Here is a 24,505-nt window from a genome sequence, read left to right on the forward strand (position 1 = left end):
GGTCAGCCGTCCGCGAACTCCGCCAGCTCTGCCGCGTACGGCGGCTCGGCGCCGGCGCGCGAGCAGGTGATCGCCGCCGCGCGGGCGGCGTGGCCGAGGGCGGCGCGCCAGCCGGCGGGATCCAGGCCGGCCAGGGCACCCGGGGCCAGGACGTCGTGGGTGCCGAGCCAGTGCAGCAGCGCCGCGTTGACGGTGTCGCCCGCGCCGATCGTGTCGACGACGTCGACCGGGGGCGCGGGCACGTCGTACCGCTCCCGGCCCTGCGCGACCACCGCCGTCAGCCCTTCGCCACCGCGGGTCAGCACCGCCGCCCGCGGGCCCGCCTCCAGCCACTCCGGCAGCGCCTCAGCCCACGGCCGCCCGCCGGCGAGCCACTGCGCGTCCTCGACCGACAGCTTGAGCAGCGCCACGTGCGGCAGCCAGGAGCGGAAGCGGGCGCGGTAGGCGTCGGCGTCGGCGATGAGTCCGGCCCTGATGTTCGGGTCGAGAAGGGTGAACACCCCGTCCCCGGCGGCCCGTTCCAGCAGCGTCTCGTACGCGCTCGCCCCCGGCTCCAGCACCAGGGAGCACGTCCCCACCGCCAGCGCCCGCGCCCCCGCGGGCAGCGCGTCCGGCGCCCGGAACAGCCGGTCGGCCGTGCCCTCGGCGTAGAAGCGGAAGCCCGCGGACCCGTCCGGGCTGACGTCGGCGACGGCCAGCGTCGTGGGCTCCGTCCCCCGCTGCACGAGGCCGGTGCCGACCCCCGCCGACTCCAGCCCGGTCATCAGCGCCGCCCCGAAGGCGTCCGTGGAGACCCGCGAGGCGAACGCCACGTCCGCCCCGAGCCGCCCCAGCGCCACCGCCGTGTTGTACGGCCCACCGCCGCGCACCGGCTGCAGCGCGGGAAGCACGCCCCCGCCCCCGGCCGGCACGAGATCGATCAGAGCCTCTCCACCAACCACGATCATGCGCACAGCGTACGGTCCGGCCGCGGCCCACAGGCCCGCCGAGGGCAACCCGGGCACGCCCCGGCGACCATACGGTCACCGGACTGTCGCGGGCTCGGTACACGGGTGTGGACAGACGGCCCGGCGTCAGTGGCCGACAGTAGGGTGGGAACCATGGCAGATCCGTCCAGCTACCGTCCCAAGCCCGGACAGATTCCCGACTCCCCGGGGGTCTACAGGTTCCGGGACGAACACGGGCGGGTCATCTACGTCGGCAAGGCCAAGAGCCTGCGCCAGCGGCTCTCGTCGTACTTCCAGGATCTCGCCGGGCTGCACCAGCGCACGCGCACGATGGTCACGACCGCCGCGTCGGTGGAGTGGACCGTGGTGGCCACGGAGGTCGAGGCGCTCCAGCTCGAGTACACCTGGATCAAGCAGTACGACCCCCGGTTCAACGTCAAGTACCGGGACGACAAGAGCTATCCGTCCCTCGCGGTGACGCTCAACGAGGAGTATCCGCGGGTGCAGGTCATGCGCGGGCCCAAGCGCAAGGGCGTGCGCTACTTCGGGCCGTATGCGCACGCCTGGGCCATCCGCGAGACCGTCGACCTGATGCTGCGTGCCTTTCCGGTGCGGACCTGTTCCGCCGGGGTGTTCAAGCGCAGCGCGCAGATCGGCCGGCCCTGTCTGCTGGGGTACATCGGCAAGTGCTCCGCGCCCTGCGTCGGCCGGGTCACGGCCGAGGAGCACCGGGAGCTGGCCGAGGAGTTCTGCGACTTCATGGCCGGCCGCACGGGCACGTACCTCAAGCGGCTGGAGCGGCAGATGCACGAGGCCGCGGAGGAGATGGAGTACGAGAAGGCCGCGCGGCTGCGGGACGACATAGGGGCGCTGAAGCGCGCCATGGAGAAGAACGCGGTCGTCCTCGCCGACGCGACCGACGCCGACCTGGTCGCCCTGGCCGAGGACGAGCTGGAGGCGGCGGTGCAGATCTTCCACGTCCGCGGCGGCCGGGTCCGCGGCCAGCGGGGCTGGGTCACCGACCGGGTGGAGGCCGTCGGCACCGCCGGCCTGGTGGAGCACGCGCTGCAGCAGCTCTACGGTGACGAGCAGGCCGAGGCCATCCCGCGCGAGGTGCTGGTCCCGGCGCTGCCGGAGCCGGCCGGGCCCGTACGGCAGTGGCTGGCCGAGCGCCGCGGGGGCCGGGTGGACCTGCGGGTGCCCCGGCGCGGCGACAAGAAGGACCTGCTCGCCACGGTCGCGCGGAATGCGCAGCAGGCCCTCACCCTGCACAAGACCAAGCGCGCCTCCGACCTGACCACCCGCTCCAGGGCGCTGGAGGAGATCACCGAGGCGCTGGAGCTGGACTCCGCGCCGCTGCGGATCGAGTGCTACGACATCTCCCACCTGCAGGGGGACGACGTCGTCGGCTCCATGGTCGTCTTCGAGGACGGCCTGGCCCGCAAGAGCGAGTACCGCCGCTTCGAGATCAAGGGCTTCACCGGCCAGGACGACGTGCGCGCGATGCACGAGGTGATCACCCGCAGGTTCCGGCGGTACGTGCAGGAGAAGCAGAAGACGGGGGAGTGGGGCGACCCGGAGGCCGAGGCCGCCGCGGCCCGGGACCGGGGGGCCACGGACGGGCCCCTCGGCCGGGATCCCGACAACGGGCGGCCCAGGAAGTTCGCGTACCCGCCGCAGCTCGTGGTCGTCGACGGCGGGCAGCCGCAGGTCGCCGCCGCCCGGAGGGCCCTCGGCGAGCTGGGTGTGGACGACGTGGCCGTGGTCGGCCTGGCCAAGCGCCTCGAAGAGGTCTGGCTGCCCGACAGTGACGACCCCGTCATCCTGCCGCGCAGCAGCGAGGGCCTGTACATGCTCCAGCGGGTGCGGGACGAGGCCCACCGCTTCGCCCTCGCCTACCAGCGCAAGAAACGGGCCCGGAGCATGAAGGCCGGACCGCTGGACGACGTGCCCGGGCTGGGGGAAAGCCGCCGCCGGGCGCTGCTGAAGCACTTCGGTTCGGTGAAACGGCTGAGAGCTGCGACTATTGATCAGATCTGTGAGGTTCCCGGCATCGGCCGCAAGACAGCCGAAAACATCGCCGCGACCCTTGCACAGGCGGCACCGGCCGCGCCGGCGGTGAACACCGCCACCGGAGAGATCATGGACGAATGAGGACGAGGACCGGGGGACGGAACGATGAAGGACAACGGGACAGACGTGACGGACGAGACCGCCGTGACCACGGGTGACCTGGCCTCCGGGCCGGGGGAGGCGGGCGACTCCGGGCAGGCGGGCATCCCCGAGCTGGTGATCATCTCCGGGATGTCGGGCGCCGGCCGGAGCACGGCCGCGAAGTGCCTGGAGGACCTCGGCTGGTTCGTCGTGGACAACCTGCCGCCCGCCCTCATCCCCACCATGGTGGAGCTGGGCGCCCGCTCGCAGGGGAACGTGGCGCGGATCGCGGTCGTCGTGGACGTCCGCGGCCGGCGCTTCTTCGACAACCTCAAGGAATCCCTGGCCGACCTGAAGGAGAAGCAGGTCCCGCGGCGCATCGTCTTCCTGGAGGCGTCGGACAACTCGCTGGTGGCCCGCTTCGAGTCCGTACGCCGCCCGCACCCGCTCCAGGGCGACGGCACGATCCTCGACGGCATCGCCGCCGAGCGCGACCTGTTGCGCGAGCTGCGCGGCGACGCCGACCTGGTGATCGACACCTCCAGCCTGAACGTGCACGAGCTGCGTGCGAAGATGGACGCCCAGTTCGCCGGCGGCGAGGAGCCGGAGCTGCGCGCCACGGTGATGTCCTTCGGCTACAAGTACGGCCTGCCCGTGGACGCCGACCTGGTGGTGGACTGCCGCTTCCTGCCCAACCCGCACTGGGTCCCCGAGCTGCGCCAGTTCACGGGGCTCAACGAGGACGTCGCGCAGTACGTCTTCAACCAGCCCGGCGCCAAGGAGTTCCTCAACGGCTACGCGGAGCTGATGCACCTGGTCACCGAGGGGTACCGGCGCGAGGGCAAGCGGTACGTGACCATCGCCGTCGGCTGTACCGGCGGCAAGCACCGCTCCGTCGCGATGTCCGAGCGGCTGGCCCGCCGGCTCGGCTCGGACGGCATCGAGACCGTCGTCGTCCACCGGGACATGGGGCGCGAGTGAGCCGGATCGCCGGTGGCCGGAACCTCCGGCTGCGCCGCCGGGGCGCCCGCAGGCCCGGCTCGCAGCCGAAGGTGGTCGCGCTCGGCGGGGGGATGGGCCTGTCGGCGTCCCTCGCCGCGCTGCGCCGGATCACCGGCGATCTCACGGCCGTCGTCACGGTCGCCGACGACGGCGGCTCGTCCGGCCGGCTCCGCGCCGAGCTGGGCGTGCTCCCGCCGGGCGACCTGCGCAAGGCGCTGGCGGCGCTCTGCGGCGACGACGACTGGGGCCAGACCTGGTCCCGTGTCATCCAGCACCGCTTCACCAGCCGGGGCGAGCTGCACGACCACGCCGTCGGCAATCTGCTCATCGTCGCGCTCTGGGAGCAGCTCGGCGACCATGTCGCGGCCCTCGACCTGGTCGGTACGCTCCTGGGCGCGCACGGCCGGGTGCTGCCGATGTCCGCCGTGCCGCTGGAGCTGCGCGCCGATGTGCGCGGCCACCTGCCGGAGCGGCCCGAGCAGACCATCACCGTGGCCGGCCAGGCCGCCGTGGCCCTCACCCCCGGCGAGGTGCAGCAGGTCCATCTGGTGCCCGCCGACCCGCCGGCCGTCCCCGCGGCCGTCGAGGCCGTCCGCGAGGCGGACTGGGTGGTGCTCGGACCGGGCTCCTGGTTCTCCTCCGTCATCCCGCACCTGCTGGTGCCCGAGCTGCGCGAGGCTCTGGTGGAGACCAAGGCCCGCAAGGTCCTCTCCCTGAACCTCGCTCCGCAGCCGGGGGAAACGGACGGATTTTCCCCGCGGCGTCATTTGGAGGTTTTGCGACGACACGCCCCTAAACTCGCCTTCGACGTGGTGCTGGCCGACAAGGATGCAGTGCCCGGTGCGGCAGAGCGCGACGGGTTGCGCGAGGCTGCGAAAGAGCTCGAGGGCTCGGTCGAGCTGGCGCCGGTGGCGCGGACCGACAGGACTCCCCGGCACGATCCGGAGCTGCTGGCCGCCGCGTACGACCGTATTTTTCGGATGCATGGAAGGATCGGGCCATGGCGATGACGGCAGCGGTGAAGGACGAGATCTCGCGGCTTCCCGTGACCCGGACGTGCTGCCGCAAGGCGGAGGTCTCCTCCACGCTGCGGTTCGCCGGCGGGCTGCATCTCGTCAGCGGCCGGATCGTGATCGAGGCCGAGCTGGACACCGGGGTCGCCGCGCGCCGGCTGAAGAAGGACATCCTGGAAATCTTCGGGCACGGCTCCGAGATGATCGTCATGGCGCCGGGCGGGCTGCGCCGCAGCAGCCGGTACGTGGTCCGCGTGGTCGCCGGCGGTGAGCAACTGGCCCGGCAGACGGGCCTGGTCGACGGCCGCGGGCGGCCCATCCGCGGACTGCCGCCGCAGGTCGTCTCCGGCGCCACCTGCGACGCCGAGGCCGCCTGGCGCGGCGCCTTCCTCGCCCACGGCTCGCTGACGGAGCCCGGCCGCTCCTCCTCGCTGGAGGTCACCTGCCCCGGCCCCGAGGCCGCCCTCGCGCTGGTCGGAGCCGCCCGCCGGCTCAGCATCCCGGCCAAGGCGCGCGAGGTGCGCGGCGTCGACCGCGTGGTCGTGCGGGACGGGGACGCCATCGGCGCCCTGCTCACCCGGCTCGGCGCCCACGAGTCGGTGCTCGCCTGGGAGGAGCGCCGGATGCGCCGCGAGGTGCGTGCCACGGCCAACCGGCTGGCCAACTTCGACGACGCCAACCTGCGCCGCTCCGCGCGCGCGGCGGTGGCGGCCGGCGCGCGGGTGCAGCGGGCGCTGGAGATCCTCGGCGACGAGGTGCCGGAGCACCTGGCCGCGGCCGGGCGGCTGCGCATGGAGCACAAGCAGGCGTCGCTGGAGGAACTGGGCGCCCTGGCCGACCCGCCGCTGACCAAGGACGCGGTCGCGGGGCGTATCCGCCGGCTGCTCGCGATGGCCGACAAGCGGGCCGGTGACCTGGGCATCCCGGGCACGGAGGCGAACCTGACGGAGGAGATGGTGGGCTGACGCCCCGCCTGCCTCCCGGCGTCGGGATCCGCCGACGAGATCGGGGAACTTGCGCGACGTCAACGGCGACGGCAGCGCCCTGAACCGCACCTTCTCCTGCAAGTGGGGCTGCGGCAACGAGGGTTTCTCGCCCGGCCCGCGCAGCGACACCCCGACGACGTGATCTACCGCTCGCCCAGGATCGTCGGGAGCGACGCGCCCGCCTCCACCCGCGACGCCGTCCTCGTCGGCTTCGAGGGCGAGCACCCCGGCGGCGAGGCGGAAAGGGCCGCTCTTCTGAGCCGCGCACTGTCCCATCTGAGGCGCTGAGACCAGCCCGCTGACCGGCCACGACGCCGGATCGCGGGGGCGGCCCGCAGCCCTACCGGAGGGTACGGGCCGACGTCCGCGTCACCGGCGGGGTCCGGCCCGCCCCGCGGGGGTGAAAGCGGTAGGGTCGGCAGTGGTCGGGGATTCCCAGTCAGAGCACCGGTCGATGAAGGACCGGCGTACCAACGAGGAGATCGGTTCGTGACGATCCGCGTAGGCATCAACGGCTTCGGCCGCATCGGCCGCAACTATTTCCGCGCCATCCTGGAGCAGGGTGCGGACATCGAGGTCGTGGCGTTCAACGACCTGGGTGACGCCGCGACCATCGCACACCTGCTGAAGTACGACACCCTGCTCGGCAAGCTCAAGGCCGAGGTGAGCCACACCGACGACGCCATCACCGTCGACGGCCGCCCCATCAAGATGCTGGCCGAGCGCGACCCGGCGAACCTGCCCTGGGGCGACCTGGGCGTGGACGTCGTCATCGAGTCCACCGGCATCTTCACCAAGTCCGAGGACGCGAAGAAGCACCTGGACGCCGGGGCCAAGAAGGTCATCATCTCCGCGCCCGCCAAGGGCGAGGACATCACCATCGTCATGGGGGTCAACGAGGACTCCTACGACCCGGCCACTCAGCACATCATCTCCAACGCCTCGTGTACGACGAACTGCGTCGCGCCGATGGCGAAGGTGCTGGACGAGAACTTCGGCATCGTGCAGGGCATGATGACCACCGTCCACGCCTACACCAACGACCAGCGCATCCTGGACTTCCCGCACAAGGACCTGCGCCGGGCCCGTGCCGCCGCCGAGAACATCATCCCGACCACCACCGGCGCCGCGAAGGCCACCGCGCTCGTTCTCCCGCAGCTCAAGGGCAAGCTGGACGGCATCGCCATGCGCGTGCCGGTGCCCACCGGCTCCGTCACCGACCTGGTCGTCGAGCTGAGCCGCGAGGTCACCAAGGACGAGGTCAACGCCGCGTACCAGAAGGCCGCCGAGGGGCAGCTCAAGGGCATCCTGGAGTACACCCAGGACCCGATCGTCTCCTCGGACATCGTCAACACCGCGCCGTCCTGCACCTTCGACTCCCTGCTGACGATGGCCCAGGGCAAGCAGGTCAAGATCGTCGGCTGGTACGACAACGAGTGGGGCTACTCCAACCGTCTGGTCGACATCACCGCCTTCGTCGGCGAGCGTCTCTGAGCGCGCTGCACCCGCCGCACCCGCCGCCCCGGCCCCGCCGGGCGGCAGCCGGGGGCCCACGGCTCCCCGTGCAGCCCACCCGGGCCGGGCCCCGGCCGCCGCGCGGCGGCGGGGCCCCGCTCGTTCCGACGACCAGGCCGCCGCGCGCGCCGCTCCGCGGCGGCGCGCGGGCGGTGTCAGCAGTGATGCAGGAGTCTCCATGAAGACGCTCGACGACCTCCTCGGCGAAGGCATCGCCGGCAAACGGGTCTTCGTCCGCGCGGACCTCAACGTTCCGCTGGACGGCACCACCATCACCGACGACGGCCGCATCCGCGCCGTCGCCCCGACGATCGCCAAGCTGGCCGAGGCCGGCGCGCGGGTGGTCGTCGCCTCCCACCTCGGCCGCCCCAAGGGCGCGCCGGACCCGGCGTTCTCGCTCGCGCCCGTGGCGCGCCGGCTGGGCGAACTGCTGGGGGACTCCGCCAAGAAGACGGAGTTCGCCACGGACACCGTGGGCGAGAGCGCGAAGGCCACCGTCGCCGGACTCGGCGACGGCGAGGTCACGCTGCTCGAGAACCTGCGGTTCAACCCCGGCGAGACCGCGAAGGACGACGCCGCGCGCGGCGCGTTCGCGGACGAACTGGCCGGGCTGGCCGACGTGTACGTGGGCGACGGCTTCGGCGCCGTCCACCGCAAGCACGCCTCGGTGTACGACCTGCCGGCCCGGCTGCCGCACTACGTCGGCTACCTCATCGCCGCCGAGGTGGGCGTCCTGCGCAAGCTCACCGAGGACGTCGCCCGACCGTACGCGGTCGTGCTCGGCGGCGCCAAGGTCTCCGACAAGCTCGGGGTCATCGACCACCTGCTGGAGAAGGCCGACCGCATCCTCATCGGCGGCGGCATGGCGTACACCTTCCTCAAGGCCAAGGGGTACGAGGTGGGATCCAGCCTGCTGCAGGAGGAGCAGGTGCCCGCGGTCCGCGAGTACCTGGCGCGGGCGGAGCAGCGCGGCGTGGAGTTCGTGCTCCCTGTCGACCTGGTCGCCGCCCGGGAGTTCCCCGACGTCAAGGCGCAGGCGCCGACCGACCCCGTGACCGTACCGGCCGACGCCATGCCCGCTGACATGATGGGGCTGGACATCGGCCCGGAGTCCGGCCGCCTCTTCGCCTCGAAGATCGCCGACGCCGCCACGGTCTTCTGGAACGGGCCGGTGGGCGTGTTCGAGCACCCCGACTACGCCGGGGGCACCCGCGCGGTCGCGCAGGCCCTGCTGGACAGCTCCGCGTTCACCGTCGTCGGCGGCGGCGACAGTGCCGCCGCGGTCCGGATCCTGGGCTTCGACGAGAATGCCTTCGGCCACATCTCGACCGGCGGCGGCGCAAGTCTCGAATACCTCGAAGGCAAGACGCTCCCCGGCCTCGCCGCACTGGAGGACTGACCCGTAACGATGAACGACAAGCCGACCCGTATCCCGTTCATGGCGGGCAACTGGAAGATGAACCTCAACCACCTTGAGGGCATCGCGCACGTCCAGAAGCTCGCCTTCGCGCTCCACGACAAGGACTACGAGGCCGTCGAGGTCGCCGTCCTGCCGCCGTACACGGATCTGCGCTCGGTGCAGACGCTCGTGGACGGCGACAAGCTGAAGATCAAGTACGGCGCCCAGGACCTCTCGCCGCACGACGCCGGCGCATACACGGGTGACGTCTCCGGCCCGATGCTGGCCAAGCTCCACTGCACGTACGTCGTCGTCGGCCACTCCGAGCGGCGTCAGTACCACGGCGAGGACGACGCGCTCGTCAACGCCAAGGTGAAGGCCGCGTTCAAGTGGGGCATCACACCGATCCTGTGCATCGGCGAGGGCCTGGACGTGCGCAAGGCGGGCGACCAGGTCGCGCACACCCTCGCGCAGCTCGACGGGGCGCTGAAGGACGTCGGCGCCGCGGAGGCGGAGAGCATCGTCGTCGCGTACGAGCCGGTGTGGGCCATCGGCACCGGCGAGGTCGCCACTCCGGAGGACGCGCAGGAGGTCTGCGGCGCCATCCGGGGGCGGCTGGCCGAGCTGTACAGCCAGGAGGTGGCGGACGCGGTCCGCATTCAGTACGGCGGCTCCGTCAAGAGCGGCAACGTCGCGGCGATCATGGCGCAGCCCGACGTGGACGGCGCTCTGATCGGCGGCGCTTCGCTGGACGCCGACGAGTTCGTCAAGATCGTCCGCTACCGCGACCAGTGAGGTCCGCCGGCCCGGGCCCCTTCCCCCGATCCGGGGAGTAGGCCCGGGCCGCCTGTTCGTCGTAGGCTGTCGGGGGCCGGTCACGCAGGATGACTGCACCGGCCCCTTACGGTATCTGTCCGTCACCGAGAGAGTTGGAAAAGCCGTGACCGTGGCGTTCTCCATCGCCCTGATCATCTTCAGCGGGCTGCTGATGATGCTCGTCCTCATGCACAAGGGCAAGGGCGGCGGCCTGTCCGACATGTTCGGCGGGGGCATGCAGTCCTCCGTCGGCGGCTCCTCCGTCGCCGAGCGCAACCTCGACCGGATCACCGTGGTCGTCGGCCTGATCTGGTTCGCCATCATCGTCGTGCTGGGCCTGCTGATGAAGTTCGACAGCTGAGCCACCACGGCGACCGGCGGTACGTAGACTAGGGCGCCCGCGGCGGGGTCGCCGACGATGCCCCGCCGCATTTCACGCAGGGAGTTACGACCGTGGCAAGTGGCAACGCGATCCGTGGAAGCCGGGTCGGCGCCGGGCCGATGGGGGAGGCGGAGCGGGGCGAGTCAGCGCCGCGCCTGCGGGTCTCCTTCTGGTGCTCCAACGGGCACGAGACCCGACCCAGCTTCGCCACCGACGCGCAGATCCCGGACAGTTGGGACTGCCCGCGCTGTGGTTTCCCGGCCGGCCAGGACCGGGACAACCCGCCGGACCCGCCGCGCACCGAGCCGTACAAGACGCACCTCGCGTACGTGCGTGAGCGGCGCAGCGACGCCGACGGCGAGGCCATCCTCGCCGAGGCCCTCGCCAAGCTCCGCGGCGAGATCTGATCCGGCCGTGCTCGCGGGCGGCCACCGGCAGCACAGCGCCGAGCCGCCCGAGCCGCGGCCCCGCCGCGGACACCCTCACTTCTCACCGGCAGTGCCCCCGCGCTCTCACGTGAGCCCGGCCGGCCCCGCCGAGCCGCACCGCAGGACCGGCCGCGCGATCTGAGGCGGCGGATAGGGCAACAGCCCGAGGTGCCCCGCCGGCCGGCGTACCTACGGTCCCGGCATGCGATCCGAGACCCTCCACCCGCGGCACACCGCGGCACCGCCCTGGCGCGGCGGTTTCGGGCGGCTGTGGTCCGCCGCCGTCGTCTCCCGCTTCGGTGACGCCCTGCGGGGCGCCGCGCTGCCGCTGCTGGCCGTCGAGCTGACCGACTCCGCGCTGCTCGTCGCGTTCGTCACGGCCTGCGGCTACCTGCCCTGGCTGCTCTTCGGGCTGATCGGCGGTGCGCTCGCGGACCGCGTCGACCAGCGGCGCGCGATGTGGATCGTGGACGTGCTGCGCGGGCTGCTGATGGCCGGATTCGCGCTCGCGGTGTGGCTGGACCGGGCCGGCATCGCCCTGCTCCTCGTCCTCGCCTTCGCGCTCACCGCCCTGCAGACCGTCTTCGACAACGCCGCCACCGCCCTGCTGCCCGCCGTCGTGCCGGACACCGCGCTCGGCACCGCGAACGGCCGGCTGCTCGCCGGCCAGGAGGCCGTGCACCGTTTCGCCGGCACCCCGCTGGTGCCCGTGCTCGTCGGCGCCGGGGCCGCCGTGCCGTACGCCGTGGACGCCGTTTCGTACCTGCTGGCCGCCGTCCTCGTCGCCGGCGTTCCCCACCGGCCCCGCCCGGCCGCCGGGCGGCCCCGGACCCCGCTGCGCAGGGACGTCGCCGACGGGCTGCGCGCCCTGTGGTCCGACCCGGTGCTCCGGGGCGTCTGCGCGTCCACCGTCGTCGCCAACGCCGGCTTCGGCGCCCTCGTCGCCACCCTCGTGCTGCACCTGACCGGCTGGCTCGGCGCGGGCACCACCGGCTACGCCCTCGCACTCACCGCGTACGGCGTCGGGAGCGTCGCCGGCGGCATGGTCGCCGGCCGCGTCACCGCCGCCCTCGGCGCCCCGCGCACCCTGGTCGGGGCGGGGCTCGCCCAGGCGGCCTGTCTGGCGGTGTTCGGCACCGTACGCAGCCTCCCGGCGGCCGGTGCCGCGCTGGCCGTCCTGGGCTTCGCCGGGATGCTCTGGACGGCCACGGAGGTCACCGTGCTCCAGCGGCGCAGCCCCGCCGGTTCCCTCGGCCGGGTCGGCGCCGCGTTCCGTACCCTGTCGATCTCCGTGGTGCCGCTCGGGGCCGTGCTCGGCGGGGTGCTCGCCGGCGCGCTCGGCCGGAACACCCCCGCGCTCGCCGCCGCCGTCCTGACCGGCCTCGGCGTGCTCGCGCTCGGACCGGCGGCGCGCTCGGGGATCAATTAGGTTGGGTGGCATGGCCGACACCACGTCACGCACCAGGCTCGACCGGACACCCGAGTGGCACGCACTCGCCAAGCACCGCGAGGAGTTCGGCGCCACCCATCTGCGCGAGCTGTTCGACGCCGACCCCGAGCGCGGTCGCCGGTACACGCTCAGCGTCGGCGATCTCTACCTGGACTACTCCAAGCAGCTCGTCACCGACGAGACGCTGCGCCTGCTGCGCGAGCTGGCCGCCGCGACCGGTGTCGCCGAGCTGCGCGACGCCATGTTCCGGGGCGAGAAGATCAACGTCACCGAGGACCGCGCCGTCCTGCACACCGCGCTGCGTGCGCCCAGCGCCGAGTCCGTCGAGGTGGACGGCGTGGACGTGGTGCCCGGCGTGCACCACGTGCTCACCCGGATGACGACCTTCGCCGACCGGGTCCGCTCCGGCGACTGGCGCGGCCACACCGGCAAGCCGGTCCGCGCCGTGGTCAACGTCGGCATCGGCGGATCCGACCTGGGCCCCGCCATGGCGTACGAGGCGCTGCGCGCGTACACCCAGCGGGATCTGACCGTCCGCTTCGTCTCCAACGTCGACGGCGCCGACCTGCACGAGGCCGTGCGCGACCTCGACCCCGAGACCACGCTGTTCGTCATCGCCTCGAAGACCTTCACCACCATCGAGACGATCACCAACGCCACCGCCGCGAAGCGCTGGCTGCTGGCGGGGCTCGGCGCCGGTGACGAGGCGGTCGCGAAGCACTTCGTCGCTTTGTCGACCAATGCGGCCAAGGTCGCCGAGTTCGGCATCGACACCGACAACATGTTCGAATTCTGGGACTGGGTCGGCGGGCGCTACTCGTACGACTCCGCCATCGGCCTGTCCCTCATGGTGGCGATCGGCCCGGTCGCCTTCCGCGAGATGCTGGCCGGCTTCCGGCTGGTCGACGAGCACTTCCGCACCGCGCCGGCGGAGGAGAACGCGCCGCTGCTGCTGGGCCTCCTCGGCGTCTGGTACAACAACTTCTTCGACGCGCAGTCGCACGCCGTGCTCCCGTACAGCCACTACCTGTCGAAGTTCACCGCCTATCTGCAGCAGCTCGACATGGAGTCCAACGGCAAGTCCACCGACCGCGGCGGCGAGCGGGTCGGCTGGCAGACCGGGCCCGTGGTCTGGGGGACGCCCGGCACCAACGGCCAGCACGCCTACTACCAGCTCCTGCACCAGGGCACCAAGATGATCCCCGCCGACCTGATCGGCTTCGCCCGGCCGATCGCCGAGCTGGGCGAGCTGGCCGGGCAGCACGACCTGCTGATGGCGAACCTCTTCGCCCAGGGCCAGGCGCTCGCCTTCGGCAAGACGGCGGCGGAGGTCGCGGCCGAGGGCGTGCCCGCGGCGCAGGTGCCGCACCGTACGTTCCCGGGGAACCGCCCGACGACGACGATCCTGGCCGACGGACTCACCCCCTCGGTGCTGGGGCAGCTCGTCGCGCTGTACGAGCACAAGGTCTTCGTCCAGGGCGCGGTCTGGGGCATCGACTCCTTCGACCAGTGGGGCGTCGAGCTGGGCAAGGTGCTGGCCAAGCGGCTGGAGCCGGCGCTCACGGACGGCACGGAGGTCGACGGGCTGGACGGCTCCACCCTCGCGCTGGTCGACGCCTATCGGGCTTTGAGGGGTCGCTGACCTGCGGCGTTCGGCGGCGCTCGGCTCGCGCGCCGGGGGTGCGCACGGCAGCCTGAAGGAATGCGGGCGCTTCGCGGCTACTATCCCTACTGGGCCGGAGGGCTCTTCCTGGTCGCCGTGACCGCCGTTGACTTGTTGTCGAAGCGCGGCAGCTCGCTGGCCGCCCTGTTCGCGGTCGTACCGGCGCTCGTCGCGGTCAACGGCACCCGCCGGGCGATCCTCGTCTCCGGCGCGGCCGCGCTGGTCATGGGCGGCCTGCTGAGCTGGTGGAACTTTCACGCCTTCGACCTGGACTTCGCCGCCCGCGTCCTCGGGATCCTCGCTGCGATCGGGATCGGGCTGCTCGTGCACCGGGAGCGCCTGGCGCGCGAGAAGCGGCTCGGCAGCGTCACCCGGGTCGCCAACATCGTCCAGCGGGCGCTCCTGCCCGTGCCACCGGCCCGGGCCGGGCCGCTGGACGTGGCGCACTCGTACCGTTCCGCCACCGACGAGGCGATGATCGGGGGCGACTTCTACAAGGTTCTCTGCACCCGGTGGGGCGTGCGCGTCATCATGGGTGACGTCCGCGGCCACGGCCTCGGCGTCGTACGCACCACCGCCACGGCCATCGGCGTCCTCCGCGAGGCCGCCTACGAGGAGCCGGAGCTGGACCGGATCGCCGCGCGTCTGGACCGCAGCCTGGCGCGGGACGGCGGTCCGGAGAGCTTCGCCACCGTGCTGATGCTGACGATCTCCGGGGAGGGGCTGTGCCGGGTCCTCAACTTCGGCCACCCCTCGCCGCTGCTGCGCAGCGCCGCGGGCCGCGTACGCCAGACCGACCTGCGCGGCGGCCCGCCGCTGGGCCTCGGCCTGCCGAGGTCGCCCCTGGCGGACGTCGAGGAGACCACCATGGCGCTCGCCGAGGGCGACGAGCTGCTGCTGACCACCGACGGCGTGCTGGAGGCGCGCAGCGCGGCGGGAGAGTTCTTCCCGCTGGCCCAGCGCTACGCCTGCGCGCCGCACGGGTGTCCGCCGGCGGACGTGCTGACGGCGCTGCGGCACGACCTCGCGGCGTGGGCACCCGAGCCGCAGGACGATTCGGCGCTGGTGCTGCTGCGCTACGCTCCGCGGCGGATCCGGCCCGCGTAGCGGGCTTCCAGCGCGGCGTTGTGCGCATCGCCCTCGGGGATGTTCGCGGACAGGTACACCGGAGGCGTGGCGCCGCGCTCCAGCAGCAGCCGGATCGCCTCGGCGACGACCTGCTGCACGAGCAGCGCGCCGGTGAGCGACGACACCGCGCAGGCCGTACCGCCGCCGGGCAGCGTCAGCACGGAGTCGCCGAAGGGAGCGCCGTTGTCGAGCACCACGTCGGCGTGGTCGGTCAGCCGCTTGCCGGAGGGGTGCCGGGACTCGGCGCGGGTGCCGTGGGACAACGAGGTGATCGCGACGAGCGGGTGCCCGTGCTCCTTGACGACGGCGGCCATCTCCACCACGCAGCCGTTGATGCCGGAGTTCGAGGCGATGACGAAGGCGTCCCCAGGGTGCGGTGCGGCCAGCTCGTAGAGCCGGCGCGCGGTGCCGGGGTCGCGCTCCAGCTTGGCGTCGGAGAGCAGCGCGGGGGGCTCGCCGCCGTAGATCACGAGGTCGCGCAGGGCGATCTTGTTGGTCGGCACGAAGCCTCCGGCGCGGCCGGCGATCTCGGTCGCCAGCGACTCGGAGTGCCCGGTGCCGAACGCCTGGATCACGCCCTCACCGCCCAGGGCGTCCGCGAACACCCGGGCGGCGGCGGCGACCTCGGAGCGCTGCCCCTCCGCCACGCGCCGCAGGGAGGCCAGGGCCTCGGCGGTGAAGGCGGCTGCGCTGATCGGCCTGTGGGTCATCGGTGCTCCCGGAAGTGGTCTGGACAACATGCCCTACGCGGGGTCAATCTCAGGCAGTCGCGCACGGCACGTCAAGGGCGCGACGGGGCGCCGACCACCGGGAGCGGGCAGTGGAGAAGCTTGTCATCGGCATCGACGTGGGCGGTACGCGCACCCGCGCGGCCCTCGCGCCCGCCGCGGGGGGCGGGGTGCTGCGCACGGCGACGGCGGGGGCGGGCAACCCGCGGTCGGTGCCGGCGGAGGTGCTGACCGCCCGGCTGACGGCGTGCGTGGCCCCGCTGGCGGAGGCGGCGGGTCCGGGCGCGGTCGTGGCCGTGGTCGCGGGCGTCGCCGGCGCGGAGCCCCGCAACCCGGACGACGCGGGCACGCGGGTGGCGTACGCGGCCCTGCGCACGGCGCTGCACCGCGCCGGGGCGGGGCGGGTGCCGGTGCAGGTGCGTGGCGACACGGAGATCGCCTTCGCGGCGGGCCCGGGAGCACCGCGGGCGGGCGTGGTCCTGATCGCGGGCACGGGCGCGTCGGCGGCCCGGATCGCGGCCCGGCGGCAGACGACGACGATCGACGGCCACGGCTGGCTCCTGGGCGACGAGGGCAGCGGCTTCTGGATCGCCCGCCGGGCCCTGCGCGCCGCGCTGCGCGCCCTCGACGGCCGGGGTCCGGCGACGGCGCTGGTGGGGCTGCTGACCGAGGCGACCGGAGGCCCCGGTGCCCCGGCCCGGGACCCGGTGGTGCGGGTCGCGCTGGTGGACGCCGGGTTCGCCGGGGCGCCGGTGGAGATCGCGCGGCTGTGCCCGGTGGTCGTACGGGCTGCCGAGGCCGGCGACGCGGTGGCCGGGGCGATCCTGGACGAGGCCGCGGACCGGCTTGCGGAGACCGCCGCCGTGCTCGCCCCCGCGCCCGGCGAGGCCCTGGTCACCACGGGCGGCCTCCTCGCCCCCGCGGGCCCCCTCCTGGCCCGCTTCACCGCCCGCATGCGCCCGTACGGCCTGACGCCGGCCCCGGTCCCGGACGGGACGGCCGGCGCGGTGGCGCTGGCGTGCGCCATGGTCTGAGGAGCTACGGAGACGCCGGGGGGTACAGCGACGGGGGGAGCAGGGCCGCGGCCGGGCGGTCCAGGAGCCACAGGGTGCGGGTGCGGCCCCGGGCGCCCGCGGCGGGAGCCTGGATCTCGCCCCCGCCCGACAGGGCCATCGCCGCCGCCCGGGCCTTGTCCTCGCCGGCCGCCAGCAGCCACACCTCCCGCGCGGCCCTGATCGCCGGCAGCGTCAGCGAGATCCGCGTCGGCGGTGGCTTCGGCGCCCCGTGGACGCCGACGACCGTGCGCTCCGTCTCCCGCACCCCCGGCAGCTCCGGGAAGAGCGACGCGACGTGCGTGTCCGGGCCGACACCCAGCAGCAGCACGTCGAAGGCCGGGACCGGGCCGTGGTCCTCCGGCCGTGCCGCGGCGGCCAGTTCGCGCGCGTACGCCGCCGCGGCGGCGTCCGCGTCGGCACCGAACTCCGTCTGCGCCGCCGGCATCTCGTGCACCCGCGCCGGGTCGAGCGGCACCGCGTCCAGCAGCGCCTCGCGCGCCTGGGTCGCGTTGCGGTCGGGGTCGCCGGGCGGCAGGAAGCGCTCGTCGCCCCACCACAGGTCGAGCCGCGACCAGTCGACCGCATCCCGGGCCGGTGCGGCGGCGAGTGCGGCCAGCAGGCCGTTGCCGTTGCGGCCGCCGGTGAGCACGACCGACGCCGCGCCCCGCGCCGACTGCGCGTCCACGACCTTCGTGATCAGCCGGGCGGCGGCCGCCTCGGCCATCAGCTCCTTGTCGCGGTGGACGACGATCTGCGGTGTGCTCACGGCGCCCCGCTCAGGAAGCCCTGGCCGAGGACGACTTCCCGGCCGCCTTCTTCGCCGGCGCCTTCTTCCCGTCGCCGGCCGGCGCGGCCTCCGCCTCCGCCTCCGCCGCCTGGACCGCGCCCGCGGGTGCCAGCCGCTCCACGCCGTACGCCACCGCGTTGGCGTACGCCTCGTCCGGGTCCAGACGCCGCAGCTCCTCGGCGATCAGCTCCGCCGTCGTACGCCGCTTGAGCGCCACGTGCCGCTCCGGCTGCCCCGGCACCGCCAGCTCCGCCAGCGCGCCGTTCGGCCGGTCGAGGCAGATCACGCCGTCCGCCGTCATCAGCCGTACCGCGGTCAGCCCCGGGCCCGGCGAGCCCGTGCGCTCCACCGGCACCCCGAGCCGTGCGGCCAGCCACAGCGCCAGCAGCTCCGTGGAGGGGTTGTACTCCTCGCCCTCCACCACCGCGGACTCGATGGCCGCGTGCCGCTGGTCCAGCGCCGCCGCCAGCACGCTGCGCCACGGCGTGATCCGCGTCCACGCCAGGTCGGTGTCCCCGGGCGCGTACGCCGTGGCCCGCTGCCGCAGCGCGTCGACCGGGTCCTCGCAGGCCGCGGCGTCCGTGATGCGGCGGGTGGCGAGCTTGCCCAGCAGGTCCTCCGCCGGGTTCTCCGGCGCGTCATCCGGCCACCACACCACCACCGGCGCGTCCGACAGCAGCAGCGGCAGCACGACGCTCGCCGCGTGCCCGGCCAGTTCGCCGTGCAGCCGCAGCAGCACGGTCTCGCCGGTGTCCGTCTCGTTGCCGACACGCACCTCGGCGTCCAGCCGCGCCAGCGCGCGCTCGCGCGGGGTGCGGCCGGGGCGCTTGATGACGACCAGGATCCGCGACGGATGCTCCTTGGACGCCTGGCTGGCGGCCTTGAGCGCGTCGTAGTGGTTGCCCTCGTCGGTGACTATCACCAGCGTGAGCACCATGCCGACCGCCGGCGTGCCGGTGGCCCGCCGGGCGCCCACGAGCGCGGAGTTGATCTGGGCCGAGGTGGTCTCGGTGAGGTCGATGTTCATGGCCGCCGCCAGCTCCGTCCGTCTCGTGCCAGCATCTCGTCCGCCGCCTTCGGGCCCCAGGTGCCCGCGGTGTAGGACTCGGGCCTGCCGTGCCCGGCCCAGTGCTCCTCGATCGGGTCGAGGATCTGCCAGGACAGCTCGACCTCCTGGGGGCGCGGGAAGAGGTTCGCGTCGCCGAGGAGTACGTCCAGCAGCAGCCGTTCGTACGCCTCGGGGCTGGACTCGGTGAAGGACTCGCCGTAGGCGAAGTCCATCGTCACGTCCCGCACCTCCATCGACGTGCCCGGCACCTTGGAGCCGAACCGCACGGTGATGCCCTCGTCCGGCTGGACGCGGATCACCAGCGCGTTCTGGCCCAGCTCCATCGTGTCGGTGGTGTCGAAGGGCAGGTGCGGCGCCCGCTGGAAGACGACGGCGATCTCCGTGACCCGGCGGCCGAGGCGCTTGCCGGCGCGCAGGTAGAACGGCACACCCGCCCAGCGGCGGTTGTCGATCTCCAGCTTGATCGCGGCGTAGGTGTCGGTCCCGGAGTGGGCGTCGATGCCCTCCTCCTCCAGGTAGCCGCGCACCTTCTCACCGCCCTGCCAGCCGGCCGTGTACTGCGCGCGGACCGTGTGCCGGCCCAGGTCCTCGGGCAGGCGCACCGACTCCAGCACCTTGGTCTTCTCCGCCACCAGGGCCTGCGCGTCGAAGGCCGTCGGCTCCTCCATGGCGGTCAGAGCCAGCAGTTGCAGCAGGTGGTTCTGGATGACGTCGCGGGCGGCGCCGATGCCGTCGTAGTACCCGGCGCGACCGCCGATGCCGATGTCCTCGGCCATGGTGATCTGCACGTGGTCCACGTACGACCGGTTCCAGATCGGCTCGAACATGGTGTTGGCGAAGCGCAGCGCCAGAATGTTCTGGACGGTCTCCTTGCCCAGGTAGTGGTCGATGCGGAAGACCTGGTCGGGCTCGAAGACCTCGTGGACGATCCGGTTCAGCTCCTCCGCGCTCTTCAGGTCGTGCCCGAAAGGCTTCTCGATGACCGCGCGCCGCCAGGAGTCGCCGGGCGGGTCGGTGAGGCGGTGCTCCTTGAGCTGCTGGACGACCAGCGGGAAGAACTTCGGCGGCACGGAGAGGTAGAACGCGAAGTTCCCGCCCGTGCCGCGGGCCTTGTCCAGATCGTCGACGGTGGTGCGCAGCCGCTCGAACGCCTCGTCGTCGTCGAAGTTGCCCTGGACGAACCGGAAGCCCTCGGAGAGCTGCTGCCACACCTCCTCGCGGAAGGGCGTGCGCGCGTGCTCCTTGACCGAGTCGTGCACGACCTGCGCGAAGTCCTCGTCCGCCCAGTCACGGCGGGCGAAGCCGACGAGGGAGAAGCCGGGCGGCAGCAGACCCCGGTTCGCCAGGTCGTACACGGCGGGCATCAGCTTCTTGCGCGACAGGTCGCCGGTGACGCCGAAGATCACCAGGCCCGAGGGCCCCGCGATCCGCGGCAGCCGCCGGTCCTGCGGGTCCCGCAGCGGGTTGGTGCCCATGCCGGTCACCTTCGACTACGCCCCCTTCGGTGCACGGCGTTCCAGCTCCACCCGGGTGGAGTCGAGCAGGTCGGTCCACGACTTCGCGAACTTCTCCACGCCCTCGTCCTCCAGCACGCCGACCACCTCGTCGTACGAGATGCCCAGCTTCTCCAGGGCGTCGAGGTCGGCGCGCGCCTCGGCGTACGTGCCGCGCACCGCGTCGCCCTCGATGGCGCCGTGGTCGGCGACGGCGTGCAGCGTCGCCTCCGGCATGGTGTTGACCGTCCCCGGGGCGACCAGGTCGTCCACGTAGAGCGTGTCCTTGTACGCCTTGTCCTTCACGCCCGTCGACGCCCACAGGGGGCGCTGCTTGTGGGCGCCGGCCCTCTCCAGCGCCAGCCAGCGGTCCGAGGAGAAGACCTCCTCGTACGCCTCGTACGCCAGCCGGGCGTTGGCGACGGCGGCCCGGCCGCGCAGCTCCTTCGCCTCCGCGGTGCCCATGGCGTCGAGCCGCTTGTCGACCTCGGTGTCCACGCGGGAGACGAAGAACGAGGCGACCGAGCGGATCTCCGCCAGGTCCAGGCCGGCGGCCTTCGCCTGCTCCAGACCGGCGAGGAAGGCGTCCATCACCTCGCGGTAGCGCTCCAGCGAGAAGATCAGCGTCACGTTCACGCTGATGCCCTTGCCGAGCACCTCGGTGATGGCGGGCAGGCCCGCCCGGGTGGCGGGGATCTTCACGAACAGATTGGGCCGGTCGACCAGCCAGGCCAACTGCTTGGCCTCGGCGATGGTCGCGGCCGTGTGGTGGGCCAGCCGCGGGTCGACCTCGATGGAGACCCGGCCGTCCTGGCCCTCGGTGGCGTCGTGCACCGGTCGGAGCACGTCGGCGGCGTCGCGTACATCGGCCGTCGTGATCATGCGGACGGCCTCCTCGACGGTGACGCCGCGGGTGGCGAGGTCCCTGAGCTGGCCTTCGTAGCCGTCGCCGGCGGAGATGGCCTTCTGGAAGATCGTGGGATTGGTGGTCACGCCCACGACGTGGCTCCCGTCGATCAGTTCGGCGAGGTTGCCGGACGTGATGCGCTTGCGCGACAGGTCGTCGAGCCAGATCGCGACGCCTTCACCGGAGAGGCGCTCGAGTGCGTCGGTCATCGGTATTGCATCTCCTGACATCGTTTCGTCTGTATGCGTCAGCGACTTCAGGCCCGCAGGGATTCCCGGGCCGCTTCGGCGACGGCGTCGGCGGTGAGTCCGTACTCGCGGAACAGGACCTTGTAGTCGGCGGAGGCACCGAAGTGCTCCAGGGAGACGACCCGTCCGGCGTCTCCGACGAAGCGCTGCCACGGCATCCCGACGCCCGCCTCGACCGCCACCCGGGCCCTGACGGCGGGCGGCAGCACGGCGTCGCGGTACTCCCGCGGCTGCTCGTCGAACCACTCCACGGACGGCATCGAGACCACCCTCGTCGGAACGCCCTCAGCCTGCAACTGCTGACGGGCGTCGACCGCGAGCTGCACCTCGGACCCGGTGCCGATGAGGACGACCTGCGGCTCGGCCCGCTCGCCGCCCGGACCCTCGGCCTCGAACAGCACGTAGCCGCCCTTCGCGGCGTTCTCGACGGCACCGTTCGTCTCGAACGTCGGCACGCCCTGCCGGGTCAGCGCCAGGCCGTGTGGCGCGCCGACGCCGTACTCCTTGGTGTAGCGGCGCAGGATCTCACGCCAGGCGACGACCGTCTCGTTGGCGTCCGCCGGCCGGACGACGTTCAGCCCGGGGATCGCGCGCAGGCTCGCCAGGTGCTCGACCGGCTGGTGGGTCGGGCCGTCCTCGCCGAGGCCGATCGAGTCGTGCGTCCACACGTACGTCACCGGCAGGTGCATCAGCGCGGAGAGCCGCACCGCGTTGCGCATGTAGTCGGAGAAGACGAGGAACGTGCCGCCGTACACGCGGGTGTTGCCGTGCAGCGTGATGCCGTTCATCACGGCCGCCATGGCGTGCTCGCGGATGCCGTTGTGGACGGTCCGGCCGTACGGGTCGGCGTCCTGCAGCGGGTTGTCGGAGGGCAGGAAGGACGTCGAGCCGGGGATGGTGGTGTTGTTGGACCCGGCGAGGTCGGCGGAGCCGCCCCACAGCTCGGGCACCACCGGGCCGAGCGCCTTCAGCACCTCGCCCGACGCCTTGCGGGTGGCCACGGCCTTGCCGGCCGGGAACGACGGCAGCTCGTCCGCCCAGCCCGCGGGCAGCTCGCCCGCGCGGATCCGGTCGAACTCGGCGGCGCGCCCGGGATTCTCCTCCCGCCAGACGGCGAACTGCTTGTCCCACGCGGCGTGCACCTCCGCGCCGCGCTCACCGAGCGCGCGGGTGTGCGCGAGCACGTCGCCGTCGACCTCGAAGTGCCGCCCGGGGTCGAAGCCGAGGACGCGCTTGGTCGCGGCGACCTCCTCCTCACCCAGCGCCGAGCCGTGCGCGGCCTCGGTGTTCTGCGCGTTCGGGGCCGGCCAGGCGATGATCGAGCGGACCGCGATGAACGAGGGCCGGTCGGTGACCGCCTTGGCCTCCTGGAACGCCCGGTACAGCGCCTCGGGGTCCAGGTCGCCGTTCGGCTTCTGCTCGACGCGCTGGACGTGCCAGCCGTACGCCTCGTAGCGCGCGACGGTGTCCTCGGAGACGGCGGCGGCGGTGTCGCCCTCGATGGAGATGTGGTTGTCGTCCCAGAGCAGTATGAGGTTGCCCAGCTTCTGGTGGCCGGCCAGCGAGGACGCCTCGTGCGAGATGCCCTCCTGCAGGCAGCCGTCGCCCGCGATCACCCAGATGTGGTGGTCGAACGGGGAGGTGCCGGCGGGCGCGTCCGGGTCGAACAGGCCGCGCTCGTAGCGCGCGGACATCGCCATGCCGACGGCGTTCGCGAGGCCCTGGCCGAGCGGCCCCGTCGTCGTCTCGACGCCGGCGGTGTGCCCGTACTCGGGGTGGCCCGGGGTCTGGGAGCCCCAGGTGCGGAACGCCTCCAGGTCGGCCAGCTCCAGGCCGAACCCGCCGAGGTAGAGCTGGGTGTAGAGCGTCAGGCTGGAGTGGCCGGCGGAGAGGACGAAGCGGTCCCGGCCGGTCCACTGCGGGTCGGCCGGATCGTGCCGCATCACCTTCTGGAAGAGGGTGTACGCGGCGGGGGCCAGGCTCATCGCCGTGCCGGGGTGGCCGTTACCGACCTTCTGTACGGCGTCCATGGCCAGAACGCGGGCGGTGTCCACCGCGCGGTCGTCCAGTTCGTTCCACTCGAGGTCGGTGTTCGGCTGCGTGCTCACCCTTGTTCAGGGCTCCTCTCTCCACGGTCGGGAACTCCGGCGACCGGAAAGCACCGGGCGCCTTCGAGCCTATCCCGCTGATATCCAGACTGCCGGTGCCGGGCCGGTCGCGCCTGCCGGACGGCGTCCCGGCGGCCTCACGAGGACCGGTTCCGCACCCCCCAACACGGGGCACCCCCCGCGCGGGGGGCCGATACACAGCGTCTACAGTGACGACGTGCAGAATCCCTTGACCGCGATGCAGAGGTGTCCGTGACGGCCGTCGAATCCCGACCCGCGGGTGTACTCGGGCAGGGCACCGTGCACCGGCCGACCGGTGCCCGGGTCAGGGCGTTCGTGGCGCTGACCAAGCCGCGCATCATCGAGCTGCTGCTCATCACCACTGTTCCGGTGATGTTCCTGGCCGCCGAGGGCGTGCCCGACCTGTGGCTCGTCCTCACCACCTGTATCGGCGGCTATCTCTCCGCGGGCGGGGCCAACGCGCTGAACATGTACCTCGACCGGGACATCGACGCGCTGATGCACCGCACGGAGCAGCGGCCGCTGGTGACCGGGATGGTCAGGCCGGCCGAGGGACTGGCCTTCGGCCTGGCGCTGACGGTGGTGTCCACGGTGTGGTTCGCCACACTCGTCAACCCGCTGTCGGCCGCGCTCGCCCTGGGGGCGAACCTCTTCTACGTCCTCGTCTACACGATGCTGCTGAAGCGGCGCACCTCGCAGAACATCGTCTGGGGCGGCATCGCCGGCTGCATGCCGGTCGCCATCGGCTGGTCCGCGGTGACGAACTCCGTCTCCTGGGCCTCGCTGATCCTCTTCCTGGTGATGTTCTTCTGGACCCCGCCGCACTACTGGCCGCTGTCGATGAAGGTCAAGGACGACTACGCGCGGGTCAAGGTGCCGATGCTGCCGGTGGTGGCGTCGAACAGGGTCGTGGCGCGGCAGATCGTCGCCTATAGCTGGGTGATGGTCGCCGTCTCCCTGCTGCTGTGGCCGCTGGGCTACACCGGCTGGTTCTACCCGGCGGTGGCGGCGGTGCTCGGCGCGGTGTGGCTGCGCGAGGCGCACGGGCTGCTGGGGCGGGCGAAGAGCGGGGTCGTGGGCGCCAAGCTCAAGGAGATGCGGCTCTTCCACTGGTCCATCACCTATGTGTCGCTGCTGTTCATCGCGGTGGCAGTGGATCCCTTCCTGCGCTGAGGCCCTTCCGGCGCCGACTTACCGGCGGGTAGC

22 protein-coding genes are annotated in these 24,505 nt (G+C 72.9%); 15 read left to right on the plus strand and 7 right to left on the minus strand.

From position 1 onward, the window contains the following. Positions 1-2: 2 nt before the first annotated feature. The gene (locus I003_RS0109550; RefSeq protein ID WP_027771331.1) at positions 3-947 is read right to left on the minus strand and encodes a carbohydrate kinase family protein; all 945 of its coding nucleotides are present in this window, start codon (positions 945-947) and stop codon (positions 3-5) included. A 153-nt stretch (positions 948-1,100) separates the two neighbouring features. Here I003_RS0109550 and uvrC point away from each other — a divergent pair, with 153 nt between their 5' ends. The 13 genes from uvrC (at position 1,101) to I003_RS0109620 (ending at position 14,862) form a co-directional block, all read left to right on the plus strand. Beyond that, a complete protein-coding gene (uvrC, locus tag I003_RS0109555) occupies positions 1,101-3,101 on the plus strand; it encodes an excinuclease ABC subunit UvrC (protein ID WP_027771332.1) in 2,001 nt (666 codons plus the stop codon). A gap of 24 nt (positions 3,102-3,125) precedes the next feature. Continuing rightward, complete coding sequence (gene rapZ, locus I003_RS0109560; protein WP_106966266.1) at positions 3,126-4,082, plus strand: RNase adapter RapZ; 957 nt, start codon at positions 3,126-3,128, stop codon at positions 4,080-4,082. Next, a complete protein-coding gene (locus I003_RS0109565; RefSeq protein ID WP_027771334.1) occupies positions 4,079-5,113 on the plus strand; it encodes a uridine diphosphate-N-acetylglucosamine-binding protein YvcK in 1,035 nt (344 codons plus the stop codon). The genes rapZ and I003_RS0109565 overlap by 4 nt, the downstream gene beginning before the upstream one ends. Beyond that, complete coding sequence (gene whiA / locus I003_RS0109570) at positions 5,104-6,081, plus strand: DNA-binding protein WhiA (RefSeq protein WP_027771335.1); 978 nt, start codon at positions 5,104-5,106, stop codon at positions 6,079-6,081. The genes I003_RS0109565 and whiA overlap by 10 nt, the downstream gene beginning before the upstream one ends. Positions 6,082-6,240: 159 nt before the next feature. Further along, complete coding sequence (locus tag I003_RS35960) at positions 6,241-6,390, plus strand: hypothetical protein (protein ID WP_158688950.1); 150 nt, start codon at positions 6,241-6,243, stop codon at positions 6,388-6,390. 201 nt (positions 6,391-6,591) lie between these two features. Next, complete coding sequence (gene gap / locus I003_RS0109585) at positions 6,592-7,596, plus strand: type I glyceraldehyde-3-phosphate dehydrogenase (protein ID WP_027771336.1); 1,005 nt, start codon at positions 6,592-6,594, stop codon at positions 7,594-7,596. A gap of 199 nt (positions 7,597-7,795) precedes the next feature. Then, on the plus strand, positions 7,796-9,016 hold the full coding sequence (locus I003_RS0109590) for a phosphoglycerate kinase (RefSeq protein WP_027771337.1): 1,221 nt from the start codon (positions 7,796-7,798) through the stop codon (positions 9,014-9,016). 9 nt (positions 9,017-9,025) lie between these two features. Further along, positions 9,026-9,811: a triose-phosphate isomerase gene (gene tpiA, locus I003_RS0109595; protein WP_027771338.1), complete on the plus strand. Its 786-nt coding sequence runs from the start codon at positions 9,026-9,028 to the stop codon at positions 9,809-9,811. 151 nt (positions 9,812-9,962) lie between these two features. Beyond that, positions 9,963-10,193 carry a preprotein translocase subunit SecG gene (secG, locus tag I003_RS0109600; protein ID WP_037720488.1) on the plus strand — a complete coding sequence of 77 codons (231 nt, stop codon included), beginning with the start codon at positions 9,963-9,965 and terminating at the stop codon, positions 10,191-10,193. A gap of 92 nt (positions 10,194-10,285) precedes the next feature. Continuing rightward, complete coding sequence (locus tag I003_RS0109605) at positions 10,286-10,621, plus strand: RNA polymerase-binding protein RbpA (protein WP_078560063.1); 336 nt, start codon at positions 10,286-10,288, stop codon at positions 10,619-10,621. A gap of 223 nt (positions 10,622-10,844) precedes the next feature. Beyond that, positions 10,845-12,071: an MFS transporter gene (locus tag I003_RS0109610; RefSeq protein ID WP_027771339.1), complete on the plus strand. Its 1,227-nt coding sequence runs from the start codon at positions 10,845-10,847 to the stop codon at positions 12,069-12,071. Positions 12,072-12,081: 10 nt separating this feature from the next. Continuing rightward, the gene (gene pgi, locus I003_RS0109615) at positions 12,082-13,734 is read left to right on the plus strand and encodes a glucose-6-phosphate isomerase (RefSeq protein WP_027771340.1); all 1,653 of its coding nucleotides are present in this window, start codon (positions 12,082-12,084) and stop codon (positions 13,732-13,734) included. A gap of 60 nt (positions 13,735-13,794) precedes the next feature. Beyond that, complete coding sequence (locus I003_RS0109620) at positions 13,795-14,862, plus strand: PP2C family protein-serine/threonine phosphatase (RefSeq protein WP_027771341.1); 1,068 nt, start codon at positions 13,795-13,797, stop codon at positions 14,860-14,862. Here the strand turns inward: I003_RS0109620 and I003_RS0109625 are convergent. Then, a complete protein-coding gene (locus I003_RS0109625; protein ID WP_027771342.1) occupies positions 14,832-15,593 on the minus strand; it encodes an SIS domain-containing protein in 762 nt (253 codons plus the stop codon). The genes I003_RS0109620 and I003_RS0109625 overlap by 31 nt on opposite strands. Before the next feature lie 110 nt (positions 15,594-15,703). On the opposite strand from I003_RS0109625, the gene I003_RS0109630 reads away from it, so the two are divergent. Further along, on the plus strand, positions 15,704-16,645 hold the full coding sequence (locus I003_RS0109630; protein ID WP_027771343.1) for a BadF/BadG/BcrA/BcrD ATPase family protein: 942 nt from the start codon (positions 15,704-15,706) through the stop codon (positions 16,643-16,645). A 4-nt stretch (positions 16,646-16,649) separates the two neighbouring features. Here the strand turns inward: I003_RS0109630 and pgl are convergent, their stop codons facing one another. The 5 genes from pgl to tkt are packed head-to-tail and all read right to left on the minus strand — an operon-like array spanning position 16,650 to position 23,278. Further along, positions 16,650-17,432: a 6-phosphogluconolactonase gene (pgl, locus tag I003_RS0109635; RefSeq protein WP_027771344.1), complete on the minus strand. Its 783-nt coding sequence runs from the start codon at positions 17,430-17,432 to the stop codon at positions 16,650-16,652. A gap of 10 nt (positions 17,433-17,442) precedes the next feature. Further along, positions 17,443-18,480, minus strand: coding sequence for a glucose-6-phosphate dehydrogenase assembly protein OpcA (opcA, locus tag I003_RS0109640; protein ID WP_027771345.1), 1,038 nt, complete (start codon positions 18,478-18,480; stop codon positions 17,443-17,445). Next, entirely contained in the window at positions 18,477-19,997 is a 1,521-nt protein-coding gene (gene zwf, locus I003_RS0109645) for a glucose-6-phosphate dehydrogenase (RefSeq protein WP_037720468.1), read from the minus strand. The genes opcA and zwf overlap by 4 nt, the downstream gene beginning before the upstream one ends. A 15-nt stretch (positions 19,998-20,012) precedes the next feature. Continuing rightward, entirely contained in the window at positions 20,013-21,131 is a 1,119-nt protein-coding gene (tal, locus tag I003_RS0109650; RefSeq protein ID WP_027771347.1) for a transaldolase, read from the minus strand. A 47-nt stretch (positions 21,132-21,178) separates the two neighbouring features. Then, positions 21,179-23,278, minus strand: a complete 2,100-nt coding sequence (tkt, locus tag I003_RS0109655; RefSeq protein WP_027771348.1) for a transketolase — start codon at positions 23,276-23,278, stop codon at positions 21,179-21,181. A 252-nt stretch (positions 23,279-23,530) separates the two neighbouring features. Here tkt and I003_RS0109660 point away from each other — a divergent pair, with 252 nt between their 5' ends. Beyond that, entirely contained in the window at positions 23,531-24,472 is a 942-nt protein-coding gene (locus I003_RS0109660) for a heme o synthase (RefSeq protein WP_027771349.1), read from the plus strand. The last annotated feature ends 33 nt before the right edge of the window (positions 24,473-24,505 follow it).

It is taken from the genome of Streptomyces sp. CNQ329 (assembly GCF_000482585.1).